At 40.1% G+C, this 12900-nt stretch carries 13 protein-coding genes, 1 tRNA gene and 1 pseudogene; 6 read left to right on the forward strand and 9 right to left on the reverse strand.

The window, feature by feature from the left end; translation table 11 throughout:
- Nucleotides 1–61: 61 nt before the first annotated feature.
- The 3 genes from ACP7AK_RS11005 to ACP7AK_RS11015 form a co-directional block, all read right to left on the reverse strand.
- Nucleotides 62–709: a hypothetical protein gene (locus ACP7AK_RS11005; RefSeq protein ID WP_425879895.1), complete on the reverse strand. Its 648-nt coding sequence runs from the start codon at nucleotides 707–709 to the stop codon at nucleotides 62–64.
- Nucleotides 710–802: 93 nt separating this feature from the next.
- Complete coding sequence (ygaH, locus tag ACP7AK_RS11010; RefSeq protein ID WP_004278941.1) at nucleotides 803–1150, reverse strand: L-valine transporter subunit YgaH; 348 nt, start codon at nucleotides 1148–1150, stop codon at nucleotides 803–805.
- Nucleotides 1147–1899, reverse strand: a complete 753-nt coding sequence (locus tag ACP7AK_RS11015; protein ID WP_425879896.1) for an AzlC family ABC transporter permease — start codon at nucleotides 1897–1899, stop codon at nucleotides 1147–1149. Before ACP7AK_RS11015 ends, ygaH begins: the two co-directional genes overlap by 4 nt.
- A gap of 103 nt (nucleotides 1900–2002) precedes the next feature.
- Here ACP7AK_RS11015 and ACP7AK_RS11020 point away from each other — a divergent pair, with 103 nt between their 5' ends.
- Nucleotides 2003–2500 carry a hypothetical protein gene (locus tag ACP7AK_RS11020; RefSeq protein ID WP_005106524.1) on the forward strand — a complete coding sequence of 166 codons (498 nt, stop codon included), beginning with the start codon at nucleotides 2003–2005 and terminating at the stop codon, nucleotides 2498–2500.
- 190 nt (nucleotides 2501–2690) lie between these two features.
- On the opposite strand, the gene ACP7AK_RS11025 is transcribed toward ACP7AK_RS11020, so the two are convergent.
- Together ACP7AK_RS11025 and ychF are read right to left on the reverse strand one after the other, a co-directional pair.
- The gene (locus ACP7AK_RS11025) at nucleotides 2691–3308 is read right to left on the reverse strand and encodes a superoxide dismutase (RefSeq protein ID WP_425879897.1); all 618 of its coding nucleotides are present in this window, start codon (nucleotides 3306–3308) and stop codon (nucleotides 2691–2693) included.
- A gap of 207 nt (nucleotides 3309–3515) precedes the next feature.
- Nucleotides 3516–4607, reverse strand: coding sequence for a redox-regulated ATPase YchF (ychF, locus tag ACP7AK_RS11030; RefSeq protein ID WP_004645523.1), 1092 nt, complete (start codon nucleotides 4605–4607; stop codon nucleotides 3516–3518).
- Between the two features lie 294 nt (nucleotides 4608–4901).
- Between ychF and ACP7AK_RS11035 the strand changes: the two genes are divergently transcribed.
- Entirely contained in the window at nucleotides 4902–5666 is a 765-nt protein-coding gene (locus ACP7AK_RS11035) for a glutathione S-transferase family protein (protein WP_004645522.1), read from the forward strand.
- Between the two features lie 64 nt (nucleotides 5667–5730).
- Here ACP7AK_RS11035 and ACP7AK_RS11040 read toward each other — a convergent pair.
- Nucleotides 5731–7087: pseudogene (locus ACP7AK_RS11040) on the reverse strand (hypothetical protein).
- Nucleotides 7088–7467: 380 nt separating this feature from the next.
- Here ACP7AK_RS11040 and ACP7AK_RS11045 point away from each other — a divergent pair.
- The gene (locus ACP7AK_RS11045) at nucleotides 7468–7938 is read left to right on the forward strand and encodes an Lrp/AsnC family transcriptional regulator (protein ID WP_004645518.1); all 471 of its coding nucleotides are present in this window, start codon (nucleotides 7468–7470) and stop codon (nucleotides 7936–7938) included.
- Between the two features lie 68 nt (nucleotides 7939–8006).
- Here ACP7AK_RS11045 and ACP7AK_RS11050 read toward each other — a convergent pair whose 3' ends face one another.
- Both ACP7AK_RS11050 and ACP7AK_RS11055 read right to left on the reverse strand, forming a co-directional pair.
- A complete protein-coding gene (locus ACP7AK_RS11050) occupies nucleotides 8007–8756 on the reverse strand; it encodes a YebC/PmpR family DNA-binding transcriptional regulator (protein ID WP_004645516.1) in 750 nt (249 codons plus the stop codon).
- 248 nt (nucleotides 8757–9004) lie between these two features.
- Complete coding sequence (locus ACP7AK_RS11055; protein WP_026056524.1) at nucleotides 9005–9559, reverse strand: 1-acyl-sn-glycerol-3-phosphate acyltransferase; 555 nt, start codon at nucleotides 9557–9559, stop codon at nucleotides 9005–9007.
- Between the two features lie 797 nt (nucleotides 9560–10356).
- On the opposite strand from ACP7AK_RS11055, the gene ACP7AK_RS11060 reads away from it, so the two are divergent.
- The 3 genes from ACP7AK_RS11060 to ACP7AK_RS11070 all read left to right on the forward strand — a co-directional run bounded on the left by ACP7AK_RS11060 (nucleotide 10357) and on the right by ACP7AK_RS11070 (nucleotide 12278).
- Nucleotides 10357–10433 (forward strand) — tRNA-Ile (locus ACP7AK_RS11060).
- A 193-nt stretch (nucleotides 10434–10626) separates the two neighbouring features.
- Nucleotides 10627–11874: a tyrosine-type recombinase/integrase gene (locus tag ACP7AK_RS11065; protein WP_425879898.1), complete on the forward strand. Its 1248-nt coding sequence runs from the start codon at nucleotides 10627–10629 to the stop codon at nucleotides 11872–11874.
- A gap of 38 nt (nucleotides 11875–11912) precedes the next feature.
- Nucleotides 11913–12278: a helix-turn-helix transcriptional regulator gene (locus ACP7AK_RS11070; RefSeq protein ID WP_104425914.1), complete on the forward strand. Its 366-nt coding sequence runs from the start codon at nucleotides 11913–11915 to the stop codon at nucleotides 12276–12278.
- A 154-nt stretch (nucleotides 12279–12432) separates the two neighbouring features.
- On the opposite strand, the gene ACP7AK_RS11075 is transcribed toward ACP7AK_RS11070, so the two are convergent.
- Nucleotides 12433–12759 carry a helix-turn-helix domain-containing protein gene (locus ACP7AK_RS11075; protein WP_425879899.1) on the reverse strand — a complete coding sequence of 109 codons (327 nt, stop codon included), beginning with the start codon at nucleotides 12757–12759 and terminating at the stop codon, nucleotides 12433–12435.
- Nucleotides 12760–12900: the final 141 nt, after the last annotated feature.

The raw sequence follows: 12900 nt of genomic DNA on the forward strand, positions 1-12900 counted from the left end.
CAAGATTCATACAAAATTGTGATATTGACCAACAGTTTTATTTATAAAGTTTTTCTAGATTTTAATAAGGAGGCGCTGTCATTTTCACATCGCTGTCAGACTGCGTTTGCAGAAGATAAATCCCGCTTCGAGACTTGAGCTTTTCTATTTGTGCAACTTGTTCAGTATTGATATTTAGCATCTTTAACAGACGTAATGTACGAACATGCAGGAAATACGCATAGGGCAATACAAAAGGCAGTACAAAGCACAGCAAAAATAACAGTAGCCCAAAAACTGTGAATTGAATGCAGTCTCGCAAGATGGTGGTGAGCTGGAACTGATCTGCTGAAAAGGCGGTGGTAGCTGAAAAAAGAATAAAAAGGAGCGCAAATAAACCAGCAAAAATTTTTAGAGTATTCGGCAGGACACGATGTCTGAAGCTCCATTTACCCAAAATCAATGTCAAAGGATGAAGATGCAGCACGTATTGGCTCTGATTAAGCATAGCAATAATTTGATGGGTGCTATTCTTTTTAATATAAACCACCCGAACTTGATCTGCTGGTTGAGCATGTATTTCGACAAAATGTCCGGTAAAATTTTGAGCATTGATAAAACATTCAAAATATTGTGCCGGCACTTCATGTCGATGGAATACGGTTAACATTTCATCGCGCCGATGATGAATAAAGATTTTGCCTTCAATCACCTGTTTGACCTCAAACATGCGCATCCTTCCTTGTTTTTATTGTTATATAAAAAAGACCTATACTATGAGTTTAGCATAAGTCTTTGTTTCGATTGATCAACGAGTTAAAGCTTAAAAGGGTACTGGAACATAGGTGTAAACCAGGCCATAGGTGAGCGCTGCGGTCAGAGTCGCCATCACGATACGTTTAAACTTAAAATACAAAACCGTAAGCACAATAAAGCCAACCAGCATCGCAAAACTTTTATTCGGTGTTTCTAATAAAGGTGGCAGGGTAGCAACCACCAGCATGGAGCTGATCGCAGCAATGCCAATTGAACCCAAGGCAATTTTTAGCCACAACGCTCCGCGTTTTTGCGAACCTTGCTGAAATTTCTGAATGACAAAAAAAGGACCAAAGCGTGAGGCAAAATTGGCGATTCCGACTAAAATCCCGACCAGAATAATCTCTAGATTCATGTTTGATCTCCTGTGTGCTCAGGATCTGGCTGCTTCAAAATATAGTGTTTGAATAGGCCGGCAAAAATACCGGAACTGATACCGATAAAGATCGCGGCGGACAGGTCGATAAAATAACAGGCCACAGCAGAAACCAGAATCGTGACAGCTACAACAAAAGTATGTTTTTTCTCAAAAGCTGCCAACAAGAAACTCAGGAACAGCGCAGGTAACAAGAAATCCAGTGCTGCCTGCAAGAACTGTGGCAAGTTACTGACCTGATCGGCAAATAAGCCACCGAGGAAAGATCCGAGTGCCCAGGATATCCAGCTAAACAGGCTTAAACCGAGCATCCAGGATTCTGACCATTCCTGTCGCCGTTGCGAGAGCTTGATCATGCCGGAGGCAAAAACTTCATCGGTCAAACCCCAAGACCAGATTGCCGTTTTCTTTAAATTCAGCCGGTCTTGAATCAGATTTTGTAACGCAGGGCCATAAAGCAGATGACGAATGTCTAAGGCAATCACGGTTAATGCCGTCATCCAGATAGATGTTCCACTACCTAAGAGAGCAACCACCAGGAACTGGCTGGCACCTGCATACATCGAGCAGGACAGGAACAGTGCTTCCCAGGCGGTAAAGCCAAACTGAGTGGCTGAAACACCAAAAGCAAACGACACTGGTAAATAAGTGAAGATAATCGCTTGGCTATCTTTTGCACCTTGCCAGAAGCCAGCAGGTTGCGTAGCGAGTTGATTCGGTTCAGACACGACACACCTTGAAGGAGAGTTGAACGATGGGTCAAATGAAGATTGTGTATTCTACGTGAATTTAATAGCATAGTGCCGAAATGTTTAAATTGGCGAGCCTGATATGTGGATGTTCAAGACACGTGCGATGCTGACTGCTGCTTTAATAAGCACGGCAATATTGTTACAAGCGTGTGGGAATGACAGTCAATCGACTGATAAGCCAGAAATTAAACCGGCACCTAAATTGACTAATGATGCGACGACTTATGCCAATGCCGCATGGCAACTGATCAATGAAGTGGATCCACTGGTCTATAATAAAGAAGTGGATCAGCTGGAAACACAGGTACGTCAACCAGCACGTAAATTGAGTACAGACTGGCGTATTAATGTCAAAATGACCGATTCGGTGACCGAAGGCAAATATGCTCTGTGTCGTAAAGCTTTGACCAGTCTGGAAATCTGGGCGCGGACGACCATGGAAAATGGCAACAGCCTGCAACAAAAACAGGCGGATTATGAGCGGGATAAACTGCAATGTCAGAATGCCATTGCCCATCCTGCACTCGGAAATACCGATCCTAAGCAAAAAGGTACTGCAATTGCCAATATGCAATAAACCTTTGCCCATTTAAATGTACTTATAAAAAGCCAGTCTGAATGACTGGCTTTTTTAGCAAAATAAGCTTTAAAAATAGGGCATCCACATATGTTCTAATAAAAGTACCATTACACCGCAGATCAGGAGTGTGCTGCCAATCATGCGTTGAATCATTGTACGTGTAGACATGGTCGATCTCCTCAAAGATTTAAAGCGTGTTTAATGCTTCCAAATAACGACGATTTACTTCTTTCCAGTTCACAACATTGAAAAAAGCCGAGATGTATTCCGGACGACGGTTTTGATATTGTAAATAATAAGCATGTTCCCAGACATCCAGACCTAAAAGGGGAATATTGCCATGCATCAGCGGAGAATCCTGATTGGCACTGCTTTCCACAATAAGCGTTTGATCTGGCGCCATACTTAACCAGGCCCACCCACTACCAAAACGGCTAAGCGCTGCTTGGGTAAACGCTTCTTTAAATGCCTCGAATCCTCCTAATTCATGTTCGATCGCCTTGGCAATTTCACCTTCAGGATGACCACCGCCGTCTGGACTCATCACTGTCCAGAACAGGGAGTGATTGGCATGTCCACCGGCATTGTTGATCACGTTCTGTCTGAGTTGCTTGGGTACTTCATTGAATTTGCTAATTAAGGCTTCGACTGATAAATCTTCCCATTCTGTGCCTGCTATTCCTGCATTGATATTATTGATATAGGTTTGATGATGCTTGCTATGATGAATTTCCATAGTCTTGCTATCGATATGAGGCTCTAGCGCATCATAAGCATAAGGCAGTGCAGGCAAGGTGTAGCTCATTGGCAGGATTCCTTAAGAAGAATGGAGTTAGGTTATTTTTCATTAGATTTAAGATACGCTCTAATTTAATATTTTTATATGAGAATAGTTATCATTATTAATATATGTTGATCTTATGCGGTTCCTGAAAGCCTGTTATACGTATGAATCCTCTTTTATAAGCAATAAAAAAGCCCCAAGAAGGAGCTTTTTTTAAACAGCAAATACTTAGACGTTAAAACGGAAGTGTAAAACATCGCCATCCTGAACGATATAAGTTTTACCTTCTAGGCGCCATTTGCCTGCTTCTTTCGCACCGGCTTCGCCGTTGTACTGCACGAAATCATCATAAGCGATACATTCTGCACGGATAAAGCCTTTTTCAAAGTCGGTATGAATCACGCCTGCTGCCTGTGGTGCAGTTGCGCCAACTTTTACGGTCCAGGCACGAACTTCTTGTACACCTGCGGTGAAGTAAGTTTGTAGGCCAAGCAGTGAATAACCCGCACGAATTACAACGTTTAAGCCAGGTTCTTCCATGCCCATTGCTTCAAGGAATTCAGCACGATCTTCATCTTCAAGCAATGAAATTTCAGCTTCAATCTGGTTGCAAAGTGGAACTACAATCGCATTTTCTTCAGCGGCTAATTTTCTGACTGCATCTAAATGCGGGTTGTTTTCAAAACCGTCTTCAGCAACGTTGGCAATATACATCGTTGGTTTAAGCGTCATTAAACCAAAGCCACGTACCAGCTTGCGTTCGTCATCATCTAGGTCCGCTGCGCGAGCCGGTTTACCTTCATCAAGTAAAGGCTGGATTTTTTCCAGAACTGCTTTAGTAGCTAGCGCTTCTTTGTCACCACCTTTAGCAGATTTAGTCAAACGCGTAATCGCTTTGGCTACAGCATCCAAGTCTGCAAGCGCAAGTTCGGTATTAATCGTAGCGATGTCATCTAATGGATCAATACGACCATTCACATGAATGACGTTTTCATCTTCAAAACAACGCACAACGTGAGCAATTGCATCAGTTTCACGAATGTTGGCCAAGAACTGGTTACCCAAGCCTTCACCCTTAGAAGCACCCGCTACCAGACCTGCGATGTCTACAAATTCCATAGAAGTCGGAATAACACGTTGTGGTTTAACAATTGCAGTCAATTTGTCTAAACGTGGATCAGGAACAGGTACAATCCCGGTGTTTGGTTCGATCGTACAGAAAGGGAAGTTTTCTGCAGCAATAGCAGCTTTGGTTAAGGCATTGAAAAGTGTAGATTTACCAACGTTCGGCAAGCCGACAATACCACAATTAAAACCCATGAAATAACTCACAAAAGCGTTATATAAAAATTGCCCCCGATTTTACATGAAAGCGCAGCTAAAGTCAGGTCATGCGCTTGCGGTTTATTGCAATCAAATGCTTCTGGCGACCTAAAATGATTCGCTGAGCTTTCCTGGATGTATCGTGAGTCCACCAACCATAGAGGAATAATCAGCCAGTATTTTACTTTTGAATAAAAATCACATTGTTTTTCTAAAAGTGAGTGACTAAAGTATCTGAATAAAACGGCGGCCTACACGCCCTGATCCAATAACGATAAACATGGAGCATACATGCGAACTTTATACCAGTTTCCTTTATCTCACTTTTGCGAAAAAGCACGTTGGATGCTGGACCATAAAGAGTTGTATTATGTTGCTCACAATCTGATACCCGGGGTACACCGCGCTTTTGCCCGCCTGAAAACAGGTCAGAATCGTCTGCCTATTTTGCGTGATCAGGATCGATGGATCGCAGATTCCACCCAGATTGCTCTGTATCTGGATGATACTTATCCAGAACATCGTTTACTGCACGCGGAAGGATATTTTCGAAATAAAGCTTTAGAAATTAATGAAATTACTTTGGAATTGGGTCGTCATGTCCGTCGCTGGATGCTCTCTCAAGCACTGACTTCTGATCATGAATCTCTGGATATTTTAATTGGTGAGCAGGGCTATCTGCGCCAGTTTGAAAAATTTTCTAAACCTTTATTGAAAGCGATGGTGGCCAAGGGGTATGCATTGAATGAGGAAACCGTGGCGGAATCTAAACAACACATCGATGTTGCTGTACAGCAGCTCAATCAGATGCTGGTCAGCCAAGGTGGGCATTATTTTGTCGGAAATCGTTTAGGTCTGGCGGATATTGCAGTCTGTTCCATGTTGGCACCGCTTCTGGCGATTCCAGGTACGCCGTGGGAAAAAGAAAATTTTGAAACCTTGTCCGAAGAATATCGCGACTATCAGCAGTATTTGAATGAGCTACCACTGGGTGAATATATTTGCCGTATTTACCGAACCGAACGCAATGCACGGGTAGACTGGCGTGGTGTATAAGTTTAAATGCCAATCCAAGAATTAAAAAAACGCGCATGAAGCGCATTTTTTAATGAGATTATGATTAACCCCAAGGATTAGTCTGGTCGATATCAATATTTTTAGTAAAATTATTGAGGAGTGAACCAAAATCAAATCCGGATGAAGAACCGCCACTGCCGATATTCTGAATTGTATCTTTAATGCCCGGCAGGAGAGCAGACAGATCAATATTGGAATCAGTCGTACCCACACCTTGGACAAGATCACCGAGGTCAGGCAATTCAATCGAAGAGCCACTACCAACCAGCTGACCAACACCTTCGGCAATACTGCCTAGGTCAAAGCCGTTTGAAGCAGAGGAAATACTTTCGATCATACCACCCAGATCCAGATCGCTACCGAGATTGAGATTGCCTAATAACCCACCCAAGTCTATGCCATTTGAACCATTCGCAATCAGACCGCTCAGTAAGTCAGTGAAGCCACCGACATCAAAACCACCCGTTGCATTTCCGCCTACAAAGCCGCTAATTAAATTGGTAATAGCACCAAGATCAAAATCACTGCCTGCATTGCCACCGATTAAACCACCCACCGATCAGGCCACCAACGAGCTGAGCAATTTGTGCAATATCAATCTCACCATTGCCGCCAATTAGGTTGCTGACCAGGCCTGCGATGGCACCAATGTCTACGCCACCTAATCCGCCAGAACCACCGATCAGGCCACCAACGAGTTGAGCAATTTGTACGATATCAATTTCACCATTACCGCCAATCAGGTTGCCGACCAGACCTGCGATGGCACCAATATCTACACCGCCCAATCCGCCAGAACCGCCGATCAGGCCACTAACCAGTTGAGCGATTTGCGCAATATCAATCTCGCCATTGCCACCGATTAAGCCACCCACCAGACCTGCAATTGCTCCAATATCTATATCACCTAAACCGCCAGAACCGCCGATCAGGCCACCGACCAGTTGAGAAATTTTACCAATATCAATATTGCCTGTACTGCCGCCCAATAAGCCGCCCACCAGTTTAGAAATAGCCCCAAGATCCAGGCTGCTGCTATTGCTCCCCATTAAGCTCTTTAATAAGTTGGTGACCTGGGTAATATTAAAGCTACCGCCATTGGATTGAGTTAAGCTACTGATCAGGCTTTGAATATTTAAATTTGAGGCATTCGAACCAGAAAACTGAGTTAATAAATTGCTGAGATTTGTCGTACTCAGGCTGCTTCCAGAAAGGAGATTATTTAATAATGACCTGACTGAAGGTTGAGTATTGGATCCGGTGAGATTGCCAATAAGATTGGTGAGGGTGCCTGATGTCGTTCCACCGAATAAGCCGCCCAATAAGCTCTTCGTTTGGGTTTCGACGGTTAAAACAGGACTCACTTTTGTTTTTATCAAGCTTAAAAGTTTAGAAGCCATGACCGTTCCTTGTGTAATATTTTTGAAATGCGCTATTTTTGTTTTTAAAGCGCCTTTGTTTTAATCTATTTCTATACACTTGTAAAAGATAGACGGTTAAGTCGTGTAGGGGCTGAGAGGAATAGCCTATCTGTTGTCGTGTTTACCCAATTTAAATAATTTAAAAATAAAGATTTAATTAAAAATACCATTGGTCATATTTTTAATTAATGCGATTAACGGTCATTTAAACCCTCCTGAAAACCGTATTTATAAAATGAAATCCCATTTGGAAAAAAATTTCAGAATATGAAAATTTTGTGAAAAATAAATAAATATTGTATAACAGAGATGGCGCAAAATTTTCTGCATCTATTGATTATTGATATAAGAGTATAAAAATGGAACTGGATCGTTTCGATAAACATATTCTAGAAATATTGACCCATGAAGATGTCAATCTGAATGAACTGTCCGAGCGGGTGAATTTATCTGTCAGTTCGGTGCATCGCAGGATCAAACACTTAATCGATCATAATATTATCAGTGGCTTAAAACGTGAAATCAATTACCAGAAATTAGGTTTCAGCCTGCATGTGCTGTTACAGGTATCCTTAAGCAAACATGATAGCGATACTTTTGCCAAATTTCTGGAAGAACTGGAAAGTATTCCCGAAGTGATTAATGCCTTTTTGGTCACCGGTCAGTCTGCGGACTTTATTGTCGAAGTGGTGGCAAGGGATATGGAAAATTATAGTGAAATCCTGCTTAAGCGGATTGGAAAAATTGAGCATGTGGTGGCACTGCATTCCAGCTTTGTCATTAAAGAATATAATGTCTTTAACTGTAGCGGATTACTCAATAAAGTTTAATCAAAGCTAGGTTGGTGGACAGCCATAAAAAAACGCACCCTAAGGTGCGTTTTTTGAATCAGACATATTTAAGCATCAAGTTCTGCTAAAACTGCGTCTGAGAATTCAACGTTGGTATAAACGTTTTGTACATCATCCAGATCTTCAAGCATATCAATCATTTTCATGATTTTTTTCGCTTGATCGATGTCTGTGATTTCTGCTTTGGTTGAAGGACTCATCACTACTTCAGCATTGTCAGATTTTAAACCTGCAGCAGTTAAAGCATCTTGAACTTCACCGAAGGCTTCAGGTGTGGTAATGACCAAGATATCATCTTCAGTGACTTCGATGTCTTCAGCACCTGCTTCTAATGCCACTTCCATGATTTGATCTTCCAAAGACACATCTTCAAAAGTGATCTCACCACGTTTCGTGAACAGGAATGCCACCGAGCCATTGGTGCCTAAGTTACCATCAGTTTTAGAGAAGCAATGACGTACGTCAGGCACAGTACGGTTCAAGTTGTCAGTCATGGTTTCAACAATAACCGCAACACCACCTACACCATAACCTTCGTAGGTCACTTCTTTCAGGTCGTCGTTATCTTCGCCACCAGCACCACGTTGAATTGCACGGTTGATCACGTCACGTGTCATATTCACTGATAATGCTTTTTCAACCACAGCACGTAGACGAGGGTTGCTTGCAGTATCTGGACCACCAAGCTTTGCAGCAGTGGTTAATTCACGAATGTATTTGGTAAAAACTTTACCACGACTCGCATCTTGTTTTGCTTTGCGATGCTTAATATTGGCCCACTTGGAATGACCCGCCATGCGAACTATGCTCCTTGTAGATTGGCTGTATGCCTATCAGAATGCCGAAATTCTACCATAAGCGTTTTTTTAAAAAAAAGTGCCTGGATTTGAGATTTCAGGATAAAAACAAAAAAAGTGCAATATCGAGGAAAAATAGAAAGAGGATAGGGGGATTTATAATTCTATTTATACATTTATATGGACAGATGACTTGGACATAAACAGCAGAATCGCTGATTATGTCCGTGCTTTTATTTTTAAAAAGCTTATTCTGGAATAACGATATCCAGGCCAACCTTGTCTTTATATAGTTGCTTGATCAAAGCCAGGTCATGCGCAAGGTCTGTCGGATAGATCTTGCCAAGAATGCCACCTTGCTTGGTTCTGGAATTGGCGTATAACAACACGATTGGTACATTGGCAGCCTTGGCAATATGCCAGAAACCGGTACGGATTGGTTTGCGTGCTTCACCTTGTTTAGCCCGTGTTGCTTCGGGAGCAATCACCAGATTGAACTTTTCATTGTTCTGAAAATGTTCCACCATCTGGGTCACGATATCTTTACTGGCCTTGCGGTCAACCGGAATACCACCCACAGCGTTCAATAGCGGTTTAAACGGTCCTTTAAATAATTCTTTTTTAATCAAGGTATGAACCTTGAGGTCATAAATCTGGAACAGGGCAATTGACAGTACCGCATCCATCATTGAGGTATGTTCAAACCCAATAATGACCTGTTTATCTTCAAGCACATCGGGTTCGACATGATATTGCCAACCTGCAAGTTTAAATGCAGATTCGCCAAGGAATTTATTTAGCATAAGTACGGAGAAGTAAAAGCTGTATGTAGAGAACTGCATAATTTCATCTTGTTCGCCCATACAGTCAATAGGCTTTCCAATAAAATCAGCGAATAATGTAAAAATCTATGATTTATTCATCTTTTTAAGCTGCAAGATTAAGAGTTAATATATATAAATAAAATAATATTAATATCTTAAAAATATTAGTAGATACAAAAAAAGTCTTAAAATGATGAAAAAATGACTATCCAGAGCACACTTTAGTTATTAGACTTTTGTCGAAGAAGAAGACTGATACAGGTCTTTTCTATTTTCTTATTCTTTCTACTCTGAGATTGAAAAGTATGACATACATGACAGCCTTCGTAGTCTCCTTATTGATTTTTGCGCTTATAATTGTATGGTCTTTGATCGAAATTAAGCAGGATTTACATAAAGGCGAAGAAATGAAGTCTGAATTCTAGTCATTCTATTTCTTTAGTTCTAGGCTATTCCTTTAACATTGCTGCCTGAGCAATAAAGAATTTTGATACCTTATAGATATACTAAGACCTTAAATCTATCAGTTTTACGCTTAGTAGACCGGATTAAATTCAAGATACAGGCTCATTTATCTTAAATGATGCAGCATGTATCTCATTTTTCTATATGCCTCCTATACTGAAGTCTTAAGTAACTGAATTTTGACTAAGACAAGTCGCCCATGATTGCTGCCTAAATGTTCAAGCAGTTATAAAAGCACTTGTCTTTCCAAAAAATCTTAGCTAGTATTCATGACGCCTGAACTTATTGATAAATAAAGTTTTCAGCATATAGGGCCTATAGCTCAGTTGGTTAGAGCAGCGGACTCATAATCCGTTGGTCGACAGTTCAAGTCTGTCTGGGCCCACCAAATTTTATACTTATATAGCTTTATATAAGATCTAAACCCTTAATTCTAATAGAGTTAAGGGTTTTTTAATGCTTTACTTAAATGTATATAACTTCATATGGGAACACGTCCTGTGTATCCTTGTTTGTATCCTTTAAATAAAATATAACTCAGGGATACACCAAGGAAAAAATCTCTGGAGATTCCATAAGTTATGAAAACAAATGATGTAAAAAGTGATGTAAACGCTCATTCAAAAAATACACCTCAGAATGTAAATATAAGGCGTAAAAAAAGCGTTGAAGATATTTACAAAGCACTCAAGCCGAAAGCTAAAGAATATCGTCAACCCACAGACATTGCTGGATTGTATTGTCGAGTTCAGCCAAACGGTAAAAAGTCTTGGCAGTATCGCTATAAGAATGATCAAGGTAAATGGGCATGGATTGGTTTGGGTGCTTATCCAACAGTAAATTATGTACAGGCACGAGAAAAAGCAGAAGGTATGTTAAATGGCACGCTTGAAATAAAAACACAGGCTGAGATTAAAAAAATAAAGTTACAAGATAAAGATGCCTTATTTTCTACTTTAATGAATGAGTGGTTAGAACGTAAGAAATTAACGTGGAAAGCTGAAACCTATCGAAAAGAAAAACAGTCCATTGAGAAACATCTTTTATCAGTTTTTGGGGATCGGGAGTACGCTACAATTACTTCTAGAGAGTGGTTAAATCATTATACAGAAAAACAAATTAACGAAGGTATTTTTAACCGTATTGAAAAATTGATCTCATACTGCTATGGAGCCTATAGTTTAGCTAAATTTAAGAAAGATCTCTTATATAACCCTTTAGAAGGTATAAGAGATCATTTAGCTAAAGGGGAAACAGAGAGCATGAAGCATGTAAAAATTCATGAGTTACCTGAAATGATTTCTTTAATCAGAAATTCCTCTTCTCGACCCGTGGCGATCGGCTTAGAGCTTTTAATTCACATGTTCCCTCGACCAGGGGAGCTGAGACAGGCACGATGGGAACAATTTGATTTTGCTGAAGCTGTATGGATCCGACCGCCGAGTATGATGAAAAGAGGCATTGAGCATGGTATACCGCTATCTCAACATGTTATGAACCTTCTAATAGAGTTAAAAGAGATTTCTCCAGAAAGTGAATACTTATTTCCAAGCCGTGACAATATTAATAAACCGATTTCTAATCTGACATTTAATGCGGCATTAAACAGGTTGGGGTATCGAGGTAAGCAAAATCCCCATGGATTTAGGCATATTGCATCAACAAATTTGAATAAAAATTTTAGTTCTAAATCTCAGGTGATCGAGTCTGCGCTGTCTCACTTAAAAGGTGGCGTTAAAGGGGCATATGATAAAGAAGCACATCTAGAAGAACGCTACGAAATAATGCAATGGTGGAGTAATTATATCGAGTCTTTACTTAAGCATTAACACAAAAACGTGATCACTTTTTTTGTGTTTTAGGACGGATGGGATTTGAATTATTTTTTTTTGATAGCATGGTTTCTCTATTATTAAACGAGGATCCTCAATTGGATCATTTTAGAGCACATACATCACATACTCGTCGTAGTATTGTACGTACTGTTAAAAAATTTGATGATTTAGATATACCAGTGGTTTGTCACAATATGAAGCCATTTCGCTTAAAATACAACCAAGTTTGTGAGTTGCTTAATGTAACACGAGATTGCTTACGTAAAATCATCGAAAATGATCTTTCATTTCCACGGCCATTGAAAGAATGTAGTACTCGTCAAGCAGCAGTATATTTTGATACAGCCGAAATTGAAGAGTGGTATAAAACTTACAAAGCTAAATGTAGGAGTGAATAATCACTATTTAAACAACCATCTAGGCAATACTAGATGATCAATTCCACATAGCAAACACACAATGTGTTTATATCCATTTCGGGGCTATGCAAAAAAACCACTTTAAGTGGTTTTTTAATTTTCTAGTCTTCAGATTCTATATGCAGGGTCGACTCTAGTTATGATCTAAAGAAACAATAAATTTCTCAATCATTCTTCGCTCAACCTCAGGTAATTTTTGCAGGGTGCTCACAAGGGGATCAACACCTAATGCACTCATATCTTTACTTCGTCCTAGGATGTAGTCTGCTGATATATTAAGTACGACAATGAGCTTATAAAAATTTTCTAAAGAAGGTTTACGTGAGCCCGACTCAAAATGCGCAATAGAGGTTACGGGTATTCCCATTTTTTCAGCAAGTTCTTGCTGTGTCAGCTTTCGTATCTTTCTGACTTCTTTCAATCGAATTTTAAGTTCATTCGAGTCTAATTCAAGTGTCATTATTACCGCCAAATAGACAATAAAAACTTGACGTTTTAGTCATGTTTTTATATAAATATAGACATAGTTTAGATGCTTACTTGTGAAACGAGAAGTAACTAAATCATTACTTGATAAAAATCTAAATCAATTGAAGGCCAA

Origin of the sequence: Acinetobacter sp. TWP2-2-3 (genome assembly GCF_049896445.1) — a bacterium.
In the GTDB taxonomy this organism is placed as follows: Bacteria; Pseudomonadota; Gammaproteobacteria; order Pseudomonadales; family Moraxellaceae; genus Acinetobacter.